This window comes from Streptomyces sp. NPDC107546, assembly GCF_055639175.1.
In genome coordinates this window covers 289,613-308,245 of record NZ_JBVKBA010000003.1, presented here as the reverse complement: position 1 = coordinate 308,245, position 18,633 = coordinate 289,613, and the positions used below count along the sequence as shown (strand labels likewise).

The window sequence follows — 18,633 nt, the reverse complement described above, 5'->3', positions numbered from 1 at the left end:
CGTGTTCGCTGCAGAACGTCGCCAACTGATCCTCGAAATGGTGCGGGCCAACGGGGCAGTGTCGCTCCGTGAGCTCGCCCGCGTCGTCCAGACCTCCGAAGTGACCGTACGGCGGGACGTGCGCGCACTGGAGGCCGAAGGACTCCTCGACCGCCGGCACGGCGGTGCGGTCCTGCCGGGCGGGTTCACCCGGGAGTCCGGCTTCCCGCAGAAGTCCCACCTCGCGACCGCCGAGAAGACGGCCATCGCCGACCTCGCCGCCAGCCTCGTCGAAGAAGGCGAGGCCATCGTCGTCGGAGCGGGTACGACCACGCAGGAGCTGGCCCGCCGGCTCGCGCGGGTGCCCGGGCTCACCGTCGTCACCAACTCGCTCCTGGTCGCCCAGGCACTGGCGCACGCCAACCGCGTGGAGGTGGTCATGACCGGCGGCACTCTGCGCGGCTCGAACTACGCCCTGGTCGGCAGCGGTGCGGAGCAGTCCCTGCAGGGCCTCCGGGTCTCCAAGGCCTTCCTGTCCGGGAGCGGGCTCACCGCCGAGCGTGGGCTGTCCACGTCGAACATGCTGTCCGCGTCCGTGGACCGGGCGCTGGTCCAGGCGGCGGCCGAGGTGGTCGTGCTCGCCGACCACACCAAGCTGGGCACGGACACGATGTTCCAGACGGTGCCGACGGACGTCATCACCCGACTGGTGACGGACGAGCCCCCGGCGCACGACGACCGCGCGGCGACGGAACTGCAGGCGCTGGCCGACCAGGGTGTGCAGATCGCGGTCGCCGGAGCCTCGGCCGCGGAGCCGGTTCCGGCGAGCGGCCGGCAACGGCGGGACGTGCCCCTCCCCGGCCCCCGCCGCGGCCAGGCCCCCGGACCACAGCTCCGCAGCGCCACGGCCCTCGGCGAGCATGCCTCGGGAGAGCGCGCACGGGTGGCGGACCTGCGCCGCCGCTGACACACGGGCGCAGGCGTTCGGCACGCCGGGGCCACGATCCGGGTGGCCGGCGCTGAACGGCGCCCGTCCGGCCCCACTCCTCGTCCGTCGGACGACTCGGCCCGCGGACAGCCGTCAGGAAAAGCAGGCGCCCGGCGGGTCGGGTATTCCGGTCCGCCGGGCGTTGTGCCGTCCGTGTCGGTCAGACGGTGCCGTCAGTCCTTGATCTCGCAGATCGCGGCACCCGAGGTGATGGAGGCGCCGACCTCGGCGCTCAGGCCCTTGATGGTGCCCGCCTTGTGGGCGTTCAGCGGCTGCTCCATCTTCATGGCCTCCAGGACGACGACGAGGTCGCCTTCCTTGACCTCCTGGCCCTCCTCGACCGCGACCTTCACGATCGTGCCCTGCATCGGCGAGGCAAGGGTGTCACCCGAGGCCACCGGCCCCGACTTGCGGGCCGCGCGCCGCTTCGGCTTCGCGCCGGCCGCCAGGCCCGTGCGGGCCAGGGACATGCCCAGGGACGACGGGAGCGAGACCTCCAGGCGCTTGCCGCCGACCTCGACGACGACCGTCTCGCGGCCCGGCTCCTCCTCGCCCTCCGCCTCGGCGGGGGCGGTGAAGGGCTTGATGTCGTTGACGAACTCGGTCTCGATCCAGCGGGTGTGGACCGTGAACGGGCCGTCCTGCCCGTGCACCTCCGGAGCGAACGCCGGGTCGGTGACCACCTTGCGGTGGAACGGGATCGCCGTGGCCATGCCCTCGACCTGGAACTCCTCCAGCGCGCGGGCGGCCCGCTGAAGGGCCTCCTTGCGGGTGCGGCCGGTCACGATGAGCTTGGCCAGCAGCGAGTCCCACGCCGGGCCGATGACCGATCCCGACTCCACGCCCGCGTCCAGGCGCACGCCGGGGCCGGACGGCGGGGCGAACGTCGTCACGGTGCCGGGGGCGGGCAGGAAGTTGCGGCCGGGGTCCTCGCCGTTGATGCGGAACTCGAAGGAGTGGCCGCGCAGTTGGGGGTCGCCGTAGCCGAGCGGCTCGCCGTCGGCGATGCGGAACATCTCGCGGACCAGGTCGATCCCGGCGACCTCCTCGGTGACCGGGTGCTCGACCTGCAGACGGGTGTTGACCTCCAGGAAGGAGATGGTGCCGTCCTGGCCGACCAGGAACTCGCAGGTGCCCGCGCCCTCGTAGCCGGCCTCCTTCAGGATGGCCTTCGAGGCGCGGTACAGCTCGGCGACCTGCTCCTCGTTCAGGAACGGGGCCGGGGCCTCCTCGACCAGCTTCTGGTGCCGGCGCTGCAGCGAGCAGTCACGGGTGGAGACGACGACCACGTTGCCGTGTTTGTCGGCCAGGCACTGGGTCTCCACGTGCCGCGGCCGGTCCAGGTAGCGCTCGACGAAGCACTCGCCGCGGCCGAAGGCGGCCACCGCCTCGCGCACCGCCGACTCGTACAGCTCGGGGACCTCTTCCAGGGTCCGGGCGACCTTCAGGCCGCGTCCGCCACCGCCGAAGGCGGCCTTGATGGCGATCGGCAGCCCGTGCTCCTCGGCGAAGGCGACGACCTCCTCCGCCCCGGAGACCGGGTCGGGGGTGCCGGCGACCAGGGGCGCGCCGGCGCGCTGGGCGATGTGGCGGGCGGCGACCTTGTCGCCCAGGTCGCGGATGGCCTGCGGCGGCGGGCCGATCCAGATCAGCCCGGCGTCGAGCACCGCCTGGGCGAAGTCCGCGTTCTCGGAGAGGAAGCCGTAGCCGGGGTGTACGGCGTCCGCGCCGGAGTCCTTGGCCGCCTGCAGGACCTTGTCGATGTCCAGGTAGCTGGTGGCCGGGGTGTCACCGCCCAGGGCGAACGCCTCGTCCGCGGCGCGGACGTGCACGGCGTCCCGGTCCGGATCGGCGTACACGGCCACGCTGGCGATCCCGGCGTCCCGGCAGGCCCGGGCGACGCGGACAGCGATTTCGCCACGGTTGGCGATCAACACCTTGCGCACGTTGGCTCCCTCTCCTTGAAACAAGCCGAGTTTAGGGACTGCCGACACGACGTTTCGACCCATCCCCAGTGGTGAGCTTGCCCACACGGAGCGTGAAACGAGGCTCACTCAACCTGCGAAGTCCCTTGTCGCACCGCCGCACATGGGAATCCACCGGAAAACCCTAGCCCCCCGACGTGGCCAAGGTCTCTATGAAGTAGTCCCGCCGCCCGTCGTGTTTCTTTGTGGAGTCCCTACTAATGGCCCAACGAATCTTTGCTCCTGCCGGACCTCTTGTCCGAAGGTTTACCCGTTAGTAGCGTTCGCGATGCTGAAGGAAACCAGAGGGCACTCGAAGGTGGGTGGAGGCAGGTGGTGCGCAGACCGGTGGCATGGGTCGTGGCGATCGTCCTCTTCGTGGAGGCGTTCGGTGTCGCGTTGCTGAACTGGTTCCTCGGAACGGTCGTCGACCGGCAGAACATGTCCATGGCCGGCGTCGATCCGCACGCCATGTCCGTGTCGTCGAAGGCGGCCGGGGTCGTCTTCGGGCTCTACTTCGCGGTGTGCGGGCTGGCCGCCCTGCTGGTCGCCGTGCGCGACCGCGCGCCGTCCGGCATCTGGCGCATCCTGTTGATCAGCGCCGCGGTGGTGCACGGCCTGCTCGGGGCGTTCGTGGTGGGCCTGGTCGGCTGGGGCGCGTTCGGGTTCATGATGGTGGTGCTCGGGCTGATCGTGCTCACCCTGATGACGTACGACCGTCCGGGGGGCGCGGCGGCCGGTGCGCCGCCCGCCGCCGGCGGCCCGGAGGACGGAGACATGGCCGCGCTGCAGGCCCCGGAGCCCTCCGGGTCCCCGGAACGGCCCGGGCCTGTGGAGGACGGCGGCCCAGCGCCCGTCACCCCCTGAACGTCGCCTGGGCCCCGTCGTCGCGACAGAGCCCGGGCCCGCCCCGCTCACCCCTCCCGCGGTGCCCACAACTCCGTGATGCCCACGCCCAGTTCGGCCAGCAGCCGACGGATCAGGGGCAGTGAGATGCCGATGACGTTGCCGTGGTCGCCGTCGATGCCGTCGATGAAGGGCGCCGAGCGGCCGTCGAGCGTGAAGGCTCCGGCGACGTGGAGAGGCTCGCCGGAGGCCACGTAGGCGGCGATCTCCTCGTCCGTCGGCTCACCGAAGCGGACCACGGTGGACGCGGTGGCGGACGCGTACCGCCCGCTGACCGTGTCGTAGACGCAGTGGCCGGTCTGGAGCGTGCCCGCCCGGCCGCGCATCGACTTCCAGCGGGCCGTCGCCTCCTCGGCGTCCGAGGGTTTGCCGAGGGCCTCGCCGTCCAGGTCGAGCACGGAGTCGCAGCCGATCACCAGGGCACCCTTGACCTCGGGCTTCGCCGCCACGACGGAGGCCTTGGCCTCGGCGAGCGCGAGCGCGAGTTCGGCGGGGGTCGGCGCGGTGACGGCGTCCTCGTCGACCCCGCTGACGATCACCTCGGGGTCGAGCCCGGCCTGTCGGAGCAGTCCGAGCCGGGCGGGGGACTGGGAGGCGAGAACGAGACGGCGGCGCGGCTGATCGGTCATGCGCTCAGCGTATAGGCGGCCCTCATCTGGTGCCGATGATGATCATCGCCAGCACCATGGCCAGCGCCATGAGGACCCCCAGCCGCCTCAACATCTCCTGCGTCTCGCGCAGTTCCTCGGGCGGTTCGTTCTCGGGGTCGGACCACAGCATGCCTTCCATCGTCCGGCGGCCGGCCGCGGCGGCGCCTGAGTACCCGTACTCAACTTGTGGCGCCGCCGGGCCGGCCCGTCCGTCCGGCCGGCAGAGGGGCCGCGGATCAGCCGGGCCAGTAGGTCCGGGCCCAGGCCGTCGGGCCCGGCTGGGGGACGCGGTGCGCGGCGACCCGGGCGGGGTCGGCCCAGGAGTCCCGCTGCGCCGCGCCGGACGGCGTGGCGGCCGCCGCCGCGGCGCGGGCGCGGACCACCGCCAGGGCGGCGGCCAGCTCCTCCGGGGTCGGATTGCCCCGTATGACCTTGATGTTCATGACGGCTCCCAAGAGTCCCGGGGGTTACAGAGGGATGTTGCCGTGCTTCTTCGGGGGAAGGGATTCCCGCTTCGTGCGCAGCTGACGCAGGCCGCGGACGATGTGGCGGCGGGTGTCCGACGGCATGACCACCGCGTCGATGTAACCGCGCTCGGCCGCGACGTACGGGTTGAGGAGCGTGTCCTCGTACTCCTGGATCAGCCGTGCCCGGATCGCCTCCGGGTCGTCGGCCTCGCCGATCGTGCGGCGGTGCAGGATGTTGACCGCGCCCTGCGCGCCCATGACGGCGATCTGGGCGGTCGGCCAGGCGAGGTTGAGGTCGGCGCCCAGGTGCTTGGAGCCCATGACGTCGTAGGCCCCGCCGAACGCCTTCCGGGTGATCACCGTGATCAGCGGGACGGTGGCCTCGGCGTAGGCGAAGATCAGCTTGGCGCCGCGGCGGATGATGCCCTCGTGCTCCTGGCCGACGCCGGGCAGGAAGCCGGGCACGTCGACGAAGGTGATGACCGGGACGTTGAAGGCGTCGCACGTCCGCACGAAACGGGCGGCCTTCTCGGATGCGTCGATGTCCAGGCAGCCGGCGAACTGCATCGGCTGGTTGGCGACGATGCCCACCGGGCGGCCCTCGACCCGGCCGAAGCCGGTGAGGATGTTCGGCGCGAACAGCGGCTGCGTCTCGAAGAACTCGCCGTCGTCCAGGACGTGCTCGATCACCGTGTGCATGTCGTACGGCTGGTTCGCGCTGTCCGGCACCAGCGCGTCCAGCTCGCGGTCCTCCTCGGTGACGGTGAGGTCCGCTTCCTCCGGGAAGGCCGGGGGCTCGCTGAGGTTGTTCGACGGCAGGTACGACAGCAGCTGCTTGACGTACTCGATCGCGTCCTTCTCGTCCCCGGCCATGTGGTGGGCCACGCCGGAGGTGGAGTTGTGGGTGCGGGCGCCGCCCAGCTCCTCGAAGCCGACGTCCTCGCCGGTGACCGTCTTGATGACGTCCGGGCCGGTGATGAACATGTGCGAGGTCTGGTCGACCATGACCGTGAAGTCGGTGATGGCCGGCGAGTAGACGGCACCGCCCGCGCACGGACCCACGACGAGGGAGATCTGCGGGATGACACCGGAGGCGTGCGTGTTGCGCCGGAAGATCTCCCCGTACGCGCCGAGCGAGGCGACGCCTTCCTGGATCCGGGCGCCACCGGAGTCGTTGATGCCGATGACCGGACAGCCGGTCTTCAGGGCGAAGTCCATCACCTTGACGATCTTCTGGCCGTAAACCTCGCCCAGCGCCCCGCCGAAGACGGTGAAGTCCTGGGAGAAGACCGCGACCGGGCGGCCGTCCACGGTCCCGTAGCCGGTGACGACACCGTCTCCGTACGGCCGGTTCTTCTCCAGGCCGAAGTTGGTGGAGCGGTGCCGGGCGAACTCGTCGAGCTCGACGAACGAGTCCTCGTCGAGCAGCAGTTCGATGCGCTCACGGGCCGTCAGCTTGCCCTTCGCGTGCTGTTTCTCGACCGCGCGCTCCGAGCCGGCGTGCGTCGCCTCCTGCACGCGGCGCTGCAGGTCCGCGAGCTTTCCCGCGGTGGTGTGAATGTCGATCTCTTCCGGCTCGGACATCGGGATGCGGCTCCCTGCCTGCTCAAGTGGGGACGTGAGGGTGAGGTGCTACCTGTACGTGCTGTAAGTGCTCAGAAGAAGGGACGGTTACTCATCCGTAGCGTAGTGCTGTGCCTACCGATCGGCAGTGCGGCGTTTACCACACCTAGGGTGGCTTGCATGATGCCGCGAGATTCCTCTGACGCGAACGACAGGTCGAACGGTGCCACCGGTGGTGGCGGCCGCTGGTCCGACCTGGACCGCCCGCCCCTGAACACCGCCGCGCTGCGCCGGGGACTGGTGCGCGAGGGGGGACTGTGGACCGGGGTCGACGTGGTGCAGCGCACCGGGTCGACCAACTCCGACCTGGTCGCCCGCGCCATGGCCGGGCAGGCCGCCGAGGGCGCCGTCCTGGTCGCCGAGGAGCAGAACGCGGGGCGCGGGCGGCTGGACCGCATCTGGACGGCTCCGCCCCGCTCCGGGCTGTTCTTCTCTGTCCTGCTCAACCCGGCCGAGGTGCCCGTGGCCCGGTGGGGCTGGCTGCCGCTGCTGGCCGGAGTCGCCGTCGCGACGGGACTCGCGCAGGCGGCCGGCGTCGACACGGCACTCAAGTGGCCCAACGACGTGCTGGTCACCGTGGACGAGCAGGAACGCAAGACCGGTGGCATCCTCGCGGAGCGGGCCGGGAACGAGGGGGTCGTCATCGGTGTCGGCATCAACGTCACCCTGCGCCAGGACGAGCTGCCGGTGCCCACGGCGGGCTCCCTGGCCCTGGCGGGCGCCCGCACCACCGACCGCGACCCGCTGCTGCGTGCGGTGCTGCGCTCCCTGGAGGACTGGTACGGCCGCTGGCGCGCCGTGGACGGCGACCCGGCCGCGAGCGGTCTGCAAGAGACGTACGCGGCGGGCAGCGCGACCCTGGGCCGCCTGGTCCGCGCGGAACTCCCGGGCAACCGCTCGATCACGGGGGAGGCGGTGGCGATCGACGGAGACGGGCGGCTCGTACTGGCGACGGAGGAAGGGGTGCAGGAGCCGGTGGGCGCCGGGGATGTCGTGCACTTGCGGCCTGCGTGAGCGTCTCTCAGCCCGTCCGGGGTCCCTCCCTCCCTGCTCGAAGAACTCGGCGGAGTCCGAGGACGAGGCCGAGGGCCGATACGAGGTCCTGGGGCGGAGCCCCCAGGTGGGTCAGGCCGACGCCGGGTGCCGTCCCCGACGCCGGGTACGTACCGCGCGGTGCCCGGAGAGCCCGCTGAGGAGTGAGCTACCGCACACCTGCCGTAGAGTTGACCGCGGTCGATACCTGACCGCGGCAGATCGGAAGGGCAGCACGCGTGACCGTCGACGACACGGGCTCGGGCACGGGCGTACACCCCGCCCCCGACGGTGAACCGGGGCGCGACGCACACGCCGAGTCCGAGGAGAACCCCCTCGCGCTCCGCCTCGAGCAGCTCATCCTGGGGGCCGAGCGCCGCTACACCCCCTTCCAGGCGGCCCGCAGCGCGGGCGTCTCGATGGAACTGGCGTCCCGCTTCTGGCGGGCCATGGGCTTCGCAGACATAGGCCAGGCCAGGGCCCTGACGGAGGCCGACGTCCTCGCCCTGCGGCGCCTGGCCGGCCTCGTCGAGGCGGGACTGCTCAGCGAGGCCATGGCCGTGCAGGTGGCCCGCTCCACCGGGCAGACCACCGCCCGCCTGGCCGAGTGGCAGATCGACTCCTTCCTGGAGGGCCTGACCGAGCCGCCCGAGCCCGGCATGACCCGCACCGAGGTGACGTACCCGCTGGTCGAGCTGCTCCTGCCGGAACTGGAGGAGTTCCTCGTCTACGTCTGGCGACGCCAGCTCGCCGCCGCCACCGGCCGGGTGGTGCAGGCCGCGGACGACGAGGAGATGGTCGACCGCCGCCTCGCCGTCGGCTTCGCGGACCTGGTCGGCTTCACCCGCCTGACGCGCCGCATGGAGGAGGAGGAGCTCGGCGAACTCGTCGAGGCGTTCGAGACCACCGCGGCCGACCTGGTCGCCGCGCACGGCGGCCGGCTCATCAAGACGCTCGGCGACGAGGTGCTGTACGCGGCGGACGACGCCGGTATCGCCGCGGAGATCGCCCTGCGCCTGATCGAGACCATGGCGAACGACGAGACCATGCCGGAGCTGCGGGTCGGCATCGCCTTCGGCACGGTCACGACCCGGATGGGCGATGTCTTCGGTACGACGGTGAACCTGGCCAGCCGGCTCACCTCTATAGCGCCCCGCGACGCCGTGCTGGTGGACCACGACTTCGCGGAGGAGCTGATCCGCACGGCAGAGGCCCCCGCCTCCGAGACGGAGGCCGCGGAGGCAGCGGCCGCCGCCGAGAAGGAGGGCAAGGAACCGCCCACCTACCGCTTCGCGCTCCAGCCGATGTGGCAGCGGCCGGTGCGCGGCCTCGGTGTGATCGAGCCGTGGCTGCTGACCCGACGGGACGGGCCGGCGTAGGCGCTCCTTCCGTCCCGGCGGTCGGTGCGCTCACAGGCCGTGGACGCACAGCCCCACGAGCGGCACGCACAGGCCCGGGGGGTTCGAGGTGGCCGGTGCCGACGGCGCAGGTGCCTGAGTGGTGGCGGTCGGGGACGGGGCGGACGGCGGCGCGGTCGTCGTGGTGACCGGGGGCTCGGATGTTCGTGAACGCGAAGCCGTGGGGGTCGTGGGTGCCTCCGGGATGCCGGTCGCGGGGTCCGTGGACCGAGGGGCCGGCGTGGCCGGACGTCCGGAGGGGCCCGCGTCGCCCGACGCGGTCGGCACCGCGCCGGCCCTTTGCTTGAGGGCGGTCGTCGAGGGTCCTGCGGCCCCCTTGGACGGCACTCCCCCTACCGTCGCCGTGGTGTGGCCGGCGCCGATCCGGGGCTCGGCCTCCGCGGTGCCGCCCCCGCCCGTCACCGACTCGGGCGCGAGGCGCACGAGACTCAGGGCCCCGGCGGCGAGGGCCAACCCGCCGACGGCGAGCGCCAGGCGCCGGTGGCGGGGCTTGCGGTGCCGGCCCACCGGGCGGAACCAGAGGGGGCCGGAGCCGTTGTGCACCGTCGTCGTGGTGTCGTCGGTGGCCGTGTCCGTCATGCCCGTCCCTCCCCGGTCGCCCGCACTCCCCCAAGTGCCGTAGCGGTGCGCAGATTATGTGCGGATGGGGGGTGGGCGATGCGGAGATGACTCGAATTCACCCGAACGGGGACAGGGGCCGGTCAATGGCCCACACCCACAGAAGGTGCGCGGCGGCTTTCGCGGGGCCGCCTCGGCTGCGATGATCGGGGCCTCGTGTAGTTAACCCGCGTTAACCGGGAGGGTGTCATGGCGGAGCAGGGGGACGAGCGGCGGTTCGGCGACTACGTCGTCGTACGGCGGCACGGGTATGTCGCGGAGCTGGCGCTGGACCGGCCCAAGGCGATGAACGCGGTGTCCACGGACATGGCCCGCTCGATCGCCGCCGCGTGCGAGCACCTCGCCGCCGACCGGGACGCCCGGGTGACGGTGGTGACGTCGACGCACGAGCGGGCGTTCTGCGTGGGCGCGGACCTGAAGGAGCGCAACTCCTTCACGGACGCCGACCTGATGCGCCAGCGCCCCCTCGCCCGCGCCGCCTACACCGGCGTCCTGGAGCTGCCGATGCCGACGATCGCCGCCGTGCACGGCTTCGCACTGGGCGGCGGCTTCGAACTGGCCCTGTCCTGCGACCTGATCGTGGCGGACGTAACGGCGGTGGTGGGGCTGCCCGAGGTGTCCGTGGGGGTCATCCCCGGCGGCGGCGGTACGCAGCTGCTGCCCCGCCGGGTGGGTGCCGCGCGCGCCGCGGAACTGATCTTCACGGCCCGGCGCCTGGAGGCGGCCGAGGCGCTGGAGCTGGGCCTGGTCGACGATCTCGTACCGGAGGGCCGGGACCGTGAGGAGGCGCTCGCCCTCGCCGCCCGTATCGCCGCGAACTCCCCGGTCGGCCTGCGCGCCGCGAAGCGCGCCCTGCGGCTCGGCCACGGCCTGGACCTGCGTACCGGTCTGGAGGTCGAGGACGCGGCATGGCGCTCGGTGGCGTTCTCCGGCGACCGCGCGGAAGGGGTGGCCGCCTTCAACGACAAGCGCACGCCGCAGTGGCCGGGGGAGTAGCGGACGAGCAGGCGTCGCGGCGCCGCGAAGATCCGCGACACGCCCTAGCCTGGAGTCGTGGCTGAGGACAGTCGGCTGAGGGCCGTGGTGGCGCTGGCGCAGGGCATGGCGGCGGCGCACACTCCGCACGAGGCCTGGCGGGCCGCCGCGCTGGGCGCGTGCCGGGCGCTCGCCGGGAACTTCGCCGCGCTGTCGGTGTGGGAGCGGGAGGCCGGACGGCTGCGGGTCCTCGTCAACGTGGGGAAGCGCGCGCCCGAGGAGGAGGAGTTCCCCGAGCACGAGGCCTACCCCGTGCACCAGTTCCCGGAGATCACCGAGTTCCTGCACGAGCGCTGGGCGGGCGGTGGGGACCCGAGCGCCTGGGTGGAGACCGCCGAGGGGCCGGCCGCGGGCCACGCCGGATACTGCCACCAGCGGGTCGCGGCGCTGCGCAGGCGCGGCCGGGGCTGCTGTGTCGTAGCGCCCGTGGTGCTGCACGGCCGCGCCTGGGGCGAGCTTTATGTGGCGCGCGCGGCCGGTGAGCCCGCCTTCGACGGTGACGACGCCGACTTCGCCACCGTCCTCGCCTCCGTCGTGGCCGCCGGCATCGCGCAGACCGAGCGCCTGGAGGAGGCCCGCAGGCTCGCGTTCACCGACGCCCTCACCGGCCTCGCCAACCGCCGTGCCGTCGACGTGCGTCTGGAGGAGGCGATCGAACAGCACCGGGCCGACGGGGTCGTGGTCTCGCTCGTCGTCTGTGACGTCAACGGGCTCAAGCGGGTCAACGACACACAGGGACACGCAGTGGGCGACCGGCTGCTGGAACGTTTCGGGTCGGTGCTGTCGCTGTGCGGCGCCATGCTGCCGGGTGCGCTGGTCGCCCGGCTCGGCGGTGACGAGTTCTGCCTGCTGGCGGTCGGCCCGTCGGCCGACGAGGTGGTGCGGGCCGCCGACGAGGTGTGCCGCCGGGCCGCCGAACTGGAGATCGGCGACGGTGTCGCCTGCGGGGTCGCCTCCACCCAGGACCCGATCGGCCCGGTCCGCTCGGCCCGCCGGCTGTTCCGGCTCGCCGACGCGGCCCAGTACCGGGCGAAGGCCCTGCATGCCGCGAAGCCCGTGGTCGCGGGCCGCGAGGGACCGGACGACCCCGTGGTGCGCCTGGCCGACGAGCCGCCGCCCGCCGGGGAGCGCCGCAGGTTCCGGGGCCGGCACTGAACCGGCACTGAACCGGTACTGCACCGGTGCGGGGTCGGTAAGGGGTGAACCGCCACCCCACTGGTGACATCTTCGAATTCACTGCGTACGCTCCTGAATATGGATATGCACACTGTGGTGGTGGGGACGTCCGGGGTGACCGCGTCCGACGTTCTCGCCGTGGCGCGCGCGGACGCCCGGATCGAGCTCTCCGAGGAAGCCCTGACGGCCCTGGCGGCGGCCCGCGGGATCGTGGACGCGCTGGCCGCGAAGCCGGACCCCGTCTACGGGGTCAGCACCGGCTTCGGCGCGCTGGCGACCCGGCACATCAGCCAGGAGCTGCGCACCCAGCTGCAGCGCAACATCGTCCGCTCGCACGCGGCGGGAATGGGCCCCCGGGTGGAGCGGGAGGTCGTGCGCGCGCTGATGTTCCTGCGGCTGAAGACGGTCTGCTCGGGACACACCGGCGTACGCCCCGAGGTCGCGCAGACCATGGCCGACCTCCTCAACGCCGGGATCACCCCGGTCGTGCACGAGTACGGCTCGCTCGGCTGCTCCGGCGACCTGGCCCCGCTGTCCCACTGCGCGCTGACCCTCATGGGCGAGGGCGAGGCCGAGGGCCCCGACGGCGTCGTACGCCCCGCCGCCGAACTCCTCGCCGAGCACGGCATCGCCCCCGTCGAGCTGCGTGAGAAGGAGGGCCTCGCGCTCCTCAACGGCACCGACGGCATGCTCGGCATGCTGCTCATGGCCCTCGCCGACCTGGACACCCTGTACAAGTCGGCCGACATCACGGCCGCGCTCTCCCTGGAGGCGCTGCTCGGCACGGACAAGGTCCTCGCGCCGGAGCTGCACGCCATCCGCCCGCACCCCGGGCAGGGTGCGTCGGCCGCCAACATGCTGGCCGTGCTGAAGGACTCGGGTCTCACGGGCCACCACCAGGACGACGCGCCGCGCGTCCAGGACGCCTACTCGGTGCGGTGCGCCCCGCAGGTCGCGGGCGCCGGACGGGACACGCTGGCCCATGCCCGCCTGGTCGCCGAGCGCGAGCTGGCCTCGGCCGTCGACAACCCGGTGGTCCTGCCCGACGGGCGTGTCGAGTCCAACGGCAACTTCCACGGCGCCCCGGTGGCGTACGTGCTGGACTTCCTCGCGATCGCGGCCGCGGACCTGGCGTCCATCGCGGAACGTCGCACCGACCGGCTGCTGGACAAGAACCGCTCGCACGGCCTGCCGCCGTTCCTCGCGGACGACGCGGGTGTCGACTCCGGCCTGATGATCGCCCAGTACACGCAGGCGGCCCTGGTCAGCGAGATGAAGCGGCTCGCCGTACCGGCCTCCGCAGACTCGATCCCGTCCTCCGCGATGCAGGAGGACCACGTCTCCATGGGCTGGTCGGCCGCCCGCAAGCTGCGCACGGCGGTGGACAACCTGACCCGTGTCCTCGCGGTCGAGCTGTACGCGGCGACCCGCGCCATCGAACTGCGCGAGGGCCTGACCCCGGCCCCCGCCAGCCAGGCGGCGATCACCGCCCTGCGCAAGGCGGGCGCCGAGGGCCCCGGCCCGGACCGGTTCCTGGCCCCGGACCTCGCGGCGGCGGACGCGTTCCTGCGCGACGGCCGCCTGCTCGCGGCGGTCGAGTCGGTCACGGGACCGCTGGCCTGAGCACCCGCAACGGGGCCGCCCCAAGGGGTGGCCCCGCGTGCGGGGCACCTGTCGGAGAAGGCCTGCCACCTGGTCCGACGCGACGCGCCGTCACTCGGTGCGCCGCACGCGGGCGATGGCCTGCCGGGCCGCGCCGCACGCGGCCGTACCTGGGCGCCCCCGGTCCCGCCACCGTCGAACGACCCCCCTCGCGCTGGCCGCCGGCCTGCCTCCGCCGACCGACCCCACCCGCTCGCGCTGGCCGCCGGCCCGCCCCCGCCGACCGACCCCACCCGCTCGCGCTGGCCGCCGGCCCACCACCGCCGACCGACCCCATCCGCTCGCGCTGGCCGCCGGCCCACCACCGCCGTGCCGCGGCGGCACCCGCCGGCAGGCCCTCGCCTACTGCGCTGCCCGCCGGCCCACCGTGCTCTCCCGGACCACCAGCCGGTGCGGCGCCCGGATCTCCAGCCCCGGTACGGGCGTCGGGCTGCCGATCCGCTTCAGCAGCCGCTCCACCGCCGTCTCCGCGATCATCTTCTTGTCCGGCGAGATCGTGGTGACGGCCGGGTTGGAGTAGCGGCCGTCCTCGATGTCGTCATAGCCGACGATCGCGACGTCCTCCGGGACGCGCAGCCCGCGCGAGGCCAGCGTGTGCATCGCGCCCAGCGCCACCAGGTCGCTGTAGCAGAACACCGCGTCCGGCGGCTCCTGGAGGTCGAGCAGGTGGGCCATCGCCGAGGCGCCGTCGGAGCGGTTGAAGCGCGGGGTGGAGATGATCAGCTCCTCCCGTACGGGGATCCCGGCGCGCTCGTGGGCCAGCCGGAAGCCGCGGGTGCGCAGCTGGGCCGCCTCGCCGGTGCGGTAGGGCTGGTCGCCGATCGCCGCGACACGCCGCCGGCCGACGTCGAGCAGGTGCTCGGTGGCCTCGCGGGAGGCGGTGACGTCGTCGATGCCGACGTGGTCGAAGCCGCCGTCGCTGACCCGCTCGCCGAGCACCACCAGCGGAAGGCTCGGGTCGCGGACGGCCAGGTCGGACTGGGCGAGGCCGAGCGGGCTGAAGATGACCCCGTCGAAGAGCAGTTGCTGGGAGCCGCGGCTGAGGAACAGCCTCTCGTGCTCCGCGTCGCCGTCGGTCTGGTCGATCAGGACGTTGTAACCCTGTACCCGGGCCGCGCGGATGATGCCCTGCAGCAGTTCGGCGAAGTACGGCGTGTCGAGATACGGCACGACCACCGCGATCTGGCCCGAGCGCCCGGCGGCGAGGTTGCGGGCCAGCACGTTCGGCCGGTAGCCGAGTTCGTCCACGGCCTGCTGGACGCGGGCGCGGGTGGCCTCGGAGACCGGTGCGTAGCCGTTCACCACGTTGGACACGGTGCGGCTGGAGACGCCCGCGCGGGCCGCGACGTCGCGCAGGGTCACGCCTCTTCCCATATCTCACCTTCGTCCGGTGCAGCCTGGTTCGAGCCGGTTGGAGTTTCCGCTGCGTTACCTCTTGCAGCGCGGCAAGTTGTGGGTTAACACTTCTGCAGCGCTGCAAAAGCGTAGCAGAGATGGTCTGAACCCAATCCCCGCACAGCATCCCTGACGCCCGTCATCGACCTGACGATCGAATGCCGTTCGGTATACCGAACCTCCTCTTCCCTCCCCTTCCCTCCTCCTCCTTCCTTCTCGTCCCCACCCCCGGCACCCCCGCACCCTCCTCTCCCCGGCCTCTGCCTCAGCTCCCCAGGCACCTCACTCAGGAGAATGCGCATGTCTACCAGCAGACAGCATCCGACAGGCGGTTCCCGCCGCGTGGCCCGCCGACAGCCCCGCCTCCTCCGCCGGGCGTTCGTGGCGGCGTCCGCCGCCCTCACCGGTGTGCTCGTCGCGGCCTGCGGTTCCGGCGGCTCGGGCGGCAGCGGCTCCGGCGCGGCGGGCGGCGGCCCGGTGCACATCAAGGTGTGGGCCTGGTACCCGGACTTCAAGCAGGTCGTGGACCAGTTCAACAAGACCCACAAGGACGTCCAGGTCGACTGGGTGCAGGCGGGCGTCGGCCAGGACGAGTACACCAAGCTGAAGACGGCGCTGAAGGCCGGTCAGGGCGCCCCGGACGTCGTCATGCTGGAGTTCCAGGAGCTGCCGACCATCCAGCTCACCAAGGGTCTGCTGGACATCGGCAAGTACGGCGCGAACGACGACAAGAAGAACTACGTTCCCTGGGCCTGGAACCAGGTCTCCGATGGCGACCACGTCTACGCCATCCCCGTGGACGGCGGCCCGATGGCGATGCTGTACCGCGAGGACGTCTTCAAGAAGTACAAGCTGAAGGTCCCCACCACCTGGGACGAGTACAAGCAGGAGGCGGCCAAGTTGCACGCCGCCGACCCGAAGGCGTACATGACCGACTTCGGCAGCGACGAGTCCGCGGCGGGCTGGCTGCAGGGCCTGATGTGGCAGGCCGGCTCACGCCCCTACACCTACTCGGCGAGCAAGCTGCCGAACATCGGCGTCAAGATGAACGACGACGGCGCCAAGAAGGTGTACGACTACTGGGGCGACCTGGTGAAGAGCAAGCTGGTCGACACCGCGTCGTACGCCACCACCGACTTCTACAACGGGCTCAGCAGCGGCAAGTACGCCACCTACCTGGCCGCCGGCTGGGGCCCCGGCTACCTGCAGAGCGTGGCCAAGAAGACGGGCGGCCTGTGGCGCGCCGCCCCGCTGCCGCAGTGGACGGCGGGCGGCAACGCCCAGGGCGACTGGGGCGGTTCGACCTTCGCGGTCACCAGCCAGACCAAGAACCCCAAGCAGGCCACCGAGGTCGCCCGAGAACTGTTCGGCGCCTCCGAGGCCGCCTGGAAGATCGGCATCGACCAGGCGTACCTGTTCCCGCTCGCCACCCCGATCCTGAACGGCTCCTACTTCCAGGACAAGAAGTACGACTTCTTCGGGGGCCAGCAGGTCAACAAGATCTTCGGGCCCGCGGCGAACAACATCGGCACCTTCGACTGGAGCCCGTTCCAGGACTACGCCTACAACACGCAGACCAGTGAGGTGGGCAAGGCCCTCCAGGGCCAGACTCCCTGGTCGTCCGTGGCGGACAACATCCAGCAGCAGGTGACGGGCTATGCGTCCAAGCAGGGATTCAAGGTCAGCCAGTAACCCTCCGGGGGCTCGCCCCGCCTACCGCCCCCGCCGACCGCCGTGCCTCCTCACCGTCGGCGGGGGCCCTGCCCAACGCTCAAGGAGATCTGATGAGCCTGCTCCGACAGGGGTCACCGGCCGCCGCCGCGGCCGCGCCCTCGGCAGCGGCGGCCGCCAAGGGCCGTGATGTCGCGGCCGGCCGCGGTGCCGGACCGCGGTCCGGGCGGCTGAAGGCCCGGACCCGGCACCGCGGCATGGGCCTGCTGCTGGTCACCCCGTTCACACTGCTGTTCCTCGCCTTCCTCATCGCCCCGCTCGGCTATGCCTTCTGGCTGAGCCTGAGGACCTCGACCCTGGTGGGAGGCGACCACTTCAGCTGGTTCGCCAACTACAAGCAGGCCTTCACCGACCCTCAGTTCCTGTCCGGCGTGCGCCGCGTGGTGCTCTTCGGCCTGGTGCAGATCCCGGTCATGCTCGCCCTCGCCCTGCTCGGCGCGCTGATCATCGACGAGGTCACCAGCCGCCTCGCCAAAGCCTTCCGGATGACGCTTTTCATGCCGTACGCAGTGCCCGCGGTGATCGGCGCCCTGATGTGGGGCTTCCTGTACAGCCCGACGTTCGGCCCGGTGAACTCCATCAGCAACGCCCTGGGGCTCGGATCGGTCAACCTGCTCTCGCACGGGCTGATGCTGACGTCGCTCGGCAACATCGTGACCTGGCAGTGGACCGGCTACAACATGATCGTCCTCTACGCGGCACTGCAGGGCCTGCCCCGCGAGATCTACGAGGCGGCGCGCATCGACGGAGCGAGCCAGTTCCAGACGGCGCTGCGCATCAAGGTCCCGATGATCTCCTCGGCGCTGGTGCTCACGCTGATGTTCACCATCATCGGCACCCTGCAGTTCTTCACCGAGCCACGGGTCCTGCAGCCGACCGCCCGCTCGGTGATAACCCCTGACTACACACCGAACCTGTACGCCCACAACCTGGCGTTCCAGTACTCCGAGTTCAACTACTCCGCCGCCATCTCCTTCGCCCTCGGAGCGGTGGTCTTCATCGGTTCCTACATCTTCCTCTTCCTCACGCGCCGAAGGAGCGGACTGAAGTGACGACCGCCGCTGCGACCGCCGTCGCCGTCCCGGCCCCCCGCCGACGCCCCGCCCCCGCCAGGGGACGCGTCACCGTCAACGTCGTGATGGCGGCGATGATCCTCTACTTCCTGCTGCCGTTCTGGTGGCTGCTGGTGGCCTCCAGCAAGGACAACGACGCGCTGTTCACCACCGCCGCCCTGTGGTTCCGCTCGCCCGGTTCCTTCTTCACCAACCTCCAGCAGCTGTTCACGTACGACGACGGCGAGTACCTGCGCTGGCTCGGCAACACTGCGATCTACGCGGGCGTCAGCGGAGCGGGCGCCACCGCCGTGGCGACCCTCGCGGGCTACGCCTTCGCCAAGTACCGCTTCCCGGGCCGGAACCTGCTCTTCTCGAGCCTGCTCGGCGCCATCATGGTGCCCGCGACCGCGCTGGCCATCCCCACCTACCTGCTGCTGAGCAAGGTGGAGCTGACGAACACGATGTGGGCGGTCATCCTGCCCTCGCTGCTCAACCCGTTCGGCGTCTACCTGGTGCGGGTGTACGTGCAGGAGTCGCTGCCCGACGAACTGCTGGAGGCCGCCCGCGTCGACGGCGCCGGGGAGATGCGCGTCCTGCTGTCGGTGGCCCTGCCGACGCTGAGGCCCGCCCTGGTCACCGTGCTGCTGTTCTCCATGGTCGGCACCTGGAACAACTTCTTCCTGCCGCTGGTGATGCTCAACAACGACAAGCTGTTCCCGCTCACCGTGGGCCTTACGTCCTGGTACCAGGGGGCGATGGTGCAGAGCGGCGCCAACGCGCTGTTCAGCCTGGTCGTCGTCGGCTCGCTGGTGGCGATCCTGCCGCTGGTCATCGCCTTCCTGCTGCTGCAGCGGTACTGGCGCGGCGGTCTGACCGTCGGAAGCCTCAAGTGATCCCTGCCCGACCTCCTTTCCCGGCCACCCCGCGCACCCCC

The 18,633-nt window shown here is 71.8% G+C and carries 17 protein-coding genes; 10 read left to right on the top strand and 7 right to left on the bottom strand.

Annotated elements, in window-relative coordinates; translation table 11 throughout:
* Position 1: 1 nt before the first annotated feature.
* The gene (locus ACZ7L1_RS06240; protein ID WP_471434644.1) at positions 2–946 is read left to right on the top strand and encodes a DeoR/GlpR family DNA-binding transcription regulator; all 945 of its coding nucleotides are present in this window, start codon (positions 2–4) and stop codon (positions 944–946) included.
* 194 nt (positions 947–1,140) lie between these two features.
* Here the strand turns inward: ACZ7L1_RS06240 and ACZ7L1_RS06235 are convergent, their stop codons facing one another.
* Complete coding sequence (locus ACZ7L1_RS06235; protein ID WP_471434643.1) at positions 1,141–2,913, bottom strand: acetyl/propionyl/methylcrotonyl-CoA carboxylase subunit alpha; 1,773 nt, start codon at positions 2,911–2,913, stop codon at positions 1,141–1,143.
* 351 nt (positions 2,914–3,264) lie between these two features.
* On the opposite strand from ACZ7L1_RS06235, the gene ACZ7L1_RS06230 reads away from it, so the two are divergent.
* Complete coding sequence (locus tag ACZ7L1_RS06230; protein WP_471434641.1) at positions 3,265–3,798, top strand: hypothetical protein; 534 nt, start codon at positions 3,265–3,267, stop codon at positions 3,796–3,798.
* 47 nt (positions 3,799–3,845) lie between these two features.
* On the opposite strand, the gene ACZ7L1_RS06225 is transcribed toward ACZ7L1_RS06230, so the two are convergent.
* The 4 genes from ACZ7L1_RS06225 to ACZ7L1_RS06210 all read right to left on the bottom strand — a co-directional run bounded on the left by ACZ7L1_RS06225 (position 3,846) and on the right by ACZ7L1_RS06210 (position 6,538).
* The gene (locus tag ACZ7L1_RS06225) at positions 3,846–4,466 is read right to left on the bottom strand and encodes a Maf family protein (RefSeq protein ID WP_471434639.1); all 621 of its coding nucleotides are present in this window, start codon (positions 4,464–4,466) and stop codon (positions 3,846–3,848) included.
* 22 nt (positions 4,467–4,488) lie between these two features.
* The gene (mmpB, locus tag ACZ7L1_RS06220; RefSeq protein WP_258053440.1) at positions 4,489–4,617 is read right to left on the bottom strand and encodes a morphogenic membrane protein MmpB; all 129 of its coding nucleotides are present in this window, start codon (positions 4,615–4,617) and stop codon (positions 4,489–4,491) included.
* A gap of 106 nt (positions 4,618–4,723) precedes the next feature.
* Positions 4,724–4,930, bottom strand: a complete 207-nt coding sequence (locus tag ACZ7L1_RS06215) for an acyl-CoA carboxylase epsilon subunit (protein ID WP_471434637.1) — start codon at positions 4,928–4,930, stop codon at positions 4,724–4,726.
* Positions 4,931–4,954: 24 nt separating this feature from the next.
* Positions 4,955–6,538 carry an acyl-CoA carboxylase subunit beta gene (locus ACZ7L1_RS06210; protein WP_471434635.1) on the bottom strand — a complete coding sequence of 528 codons (1,584 nt, stop codon included), beginning with the start codon at positions 6,536–6,538 and terminating at the stop codon, positions 4,955–4,957.
* Between the two features lie 159 nt (positions 6,539–6,697).
* Between ACZ7L1_RS06210 and ACZ7L1_RS06205 the strand changes: the two genes are divergently transcribed.
* Both ACZ7L1_RS06205 and ACZ7L1_RS06200 read left to right on the top strand, forming a co-directional pair.
* On the top strand, positions 6,698–7,591 hold the full coding sequence (locus tag ACZ7L1_RS06205; RefSeq protein WP_471434634.1) for a biotin--[acetyl-CoA-carboxylase] ligase: 894 nt from the start codon (positions 6,698–6,700) through the stop codon (positions 7,589–7,591).
* 257 nt (positions 7,592–7,848) lie between these two features.
* Positions 7,849–8,988, top strand: coding sequence for an adenylate/guanylate cyclase domain-containing protein (locus ACZ7L1_RS06200; protein ID WP_263231651.1), 1,140 nt, complete (start codon positions 7,849–7,851; stop codon positions 8,986–8,988).
* A 30-nt stretch (positions 8,989–9,018) separates the two neighbouring features.
* On the opposite strand, the gene ACZ7L1_RS06195 is transcribed toward ACZ7L1_RS06200, so the two are convergent.
* On the bottom strand, positions 9,019–9,606 hold the full coding sequence (locus tag ACZ7L1_RS06195) for a hypothetical protein (RefSeq protein WP_471434632.1): 588 nt from the start codon (positions 9,604–9,606) through the stop codon (positions 9,019–9,021).
* Between the two features lie 228 nt (positions 9,607–9,834).
* On the opposite strand from ACZ7L1_RS06195, the gene ACZ7L1_RS06190 reads away from it, so the two are divergent.
* From ACZ7L1_RS06190 to hutH, 3 genes are all read left to right on the top strand, one after another.
* Positions 9,835–10,641: an enoyl-CoA hydratase/isomerase family protein gene (locus tag ACZ7L1_RS06190; RefSeq protein ID WP_471434630.1), complete on the top strand. Its 807-nt coding sequence runs from the start codon at positions 9,835–9,837 to the stop codon at positions 10,639–10,641.
* 57 nt (positions 10,642–10,698) lie between these two features.
* On the top strand, positions 10,699–11,835 hold the full coding sequence (locus ACZ7L1_RS06185) for a GGDEF domain-containing protein (protein ID WP_471434628.1): 1,137 nt from the start codon (positions 10,699–10,701) through the stop codon (positions 11,833–11,835).
* A 105-nt stretch (positions 11,836–11,940) separates the two neighbouring features.
* Positions 11,941–13,479 (top strand): histidine ammonia-lyase, encoded by a 1,539-nt coding sequence (hutH, locus tag ACZ7L1_RS06180; RefSeq protein WP_471434875.1) that lies wholly within the window; start codon positions 11,941–11,943, stop codon positions 13,477–13,479.
* Between the two features lie 381 nt (positions 13,480–13,860).
* On the opposite strand, the gene ACZ7L1_RS06175 is transcribed toward hutH, so the two are convergent.
* Positions 13,861–14,892: a LacI family DNA-binding transcriptional regulator gene (locus ACZ7L1_RS06175; RefSeq protein WP_471434626.1), complete on the bottom strand. Its 1,032-nt coding sequence runs from the start codon at positions 14,890–14,892 to the stop codon at positions 13,861–13,863.
* 321 nt (positions 14,893–15,213) lie between these two features.
* Here ACZ7L1_RS06175 and ACZ7L1_RS06170 point away from each other — a divergent pair, with 321 nt between their 5' ends.
* From ACZ7L1_RS06170 to ACZ7L1_RS06160, 3 genes are all read left to right on the top strand, one after another.
* Positions 15,214–16,605, top strand: a complete 1,392-nt coding sequence (locus ACZ7L1_RS06170) for an ABC transporter substrate-binding protein (protein WP_471434625.1) — start codon at positions 15,214–15,216, stop codon at positions 16,603–16,605.
* Positions 16,606–16,697: 92 nt separating this feature from the next.
* Positions 16,698–17,696 carry a carbohydrate ABC transporter permease gene (locus tag ACZ7L1_RS06165; RefSeq protein WP_471434623.1) on the top strand — a complete coding sequence of 333 codons (999 nt, stop codon included), beginning with the start codon at positions 16,698–16,700 and terminating at the stop codon, positions 17,694–17,696.
* Positions 17,693–18,592, top strand: coding sequence for a carbohydrate ABC transporter permease (locus ACZ7L1_RS06160; RefSeq protein ID WP_471434621.1), 900 nt, complete (start codon positions 17,693–17,695; stop codon positions 18,590–18,592). Before ACZ7L1_RS06165 ends, ACZ7L1_RS06160 begins: the two co-directional genes overlap by 4 nt.
* Positions 18,593–18,633: the final 41 nt, after the last annotated feature.

What these genes read in the sequence shown, in the direction of transcription:
- ACZ7L1_RS06215 (WP_471434637.1), bottom strand. Translation starts at nt 4,930, where the DNA reads ATGAACATCAAGGTCATACGGGGCAATCCGACCCCGGAGGAGCTGGCC.
- ACZ7L1_RS06170 (WP_471434625.1), top strand. Translation starts at nt 15,214, where the DNA reads ATGTCTACCAGCAGACAGCATCCGACAGGCGGTTCCCGCCGCGTGGCC.
- ACZ7L1_RS06195 (WP_471434632.1), bottom strand. Translation starts at nt 9,606, where the DNA reads ATGACGGACACGGCCACCGACGACACCACGACGACGGTGCACAACGGC.
- ACZ7L1_RS06210 (WP_471434635.1), bottom strand. Translation starts at nt 6,538, where the DNA reads ATGTCCGAGCCGGAAGAGATCGACATTCACACCACCGCGGGAAAGCTC.
- ACZ7L1_RS06165 (WP_471434623.1), top strand. Translation starts at nt 16,698, where the DNA reads ATGAGCCTGCTCCGACAGGGGTCACCGGCCGCCGCCGCGGCCGCGCCC.
- ACZ7L1_RS06225 (WP_471434639.1), bottom strand. Translation starts at nt 4,466, where the DNA reads ATGACCGATCAGCCGCGCCGCCGTCTCGTTCTCGCCTCCCAGTCCCCC.
- mmpB (WP_258053440.1), bottom strand. Translation starts at nt 4,617, where the DNA reads ATGCTGTGGTCCGACCCCGAGAACGAACCGCCCGAGGAACTGCGCGAG.
- ACZ7L1_RS06190 (WP_471434630.1), top strand. Translation starts at nt 9,835, where the DNA reads ATGGCGGAGCAGGGGGACGAGCGGCGGTTCGGCGACTACGTCGTCGTA.
- hutH (WP_471434875.1), top strand. Translation starts at nt 11,941, where the DNA reads ATGCACACTGTGGTGGTGGGGACGTCCGGGGTGACCGCGTCCGACGTT.
- ACZ7L1_RS06205 (WP_471434634.1), top strand. Translation starts at nt 6,698, where the DNA reads ATGATGCCGCGAGATTCCTCTGACGCGAACGACAGGTCGAACGGTGCC.
- ACZ7L1_RS06175 (WP_471434626.1), bottom strand. Translation starts at nt 14,892, where the DNA reads ATGGGAAGAGGCGTGACCCTGCGCGACGTCGCGGCCCGCGCGGGCGTC.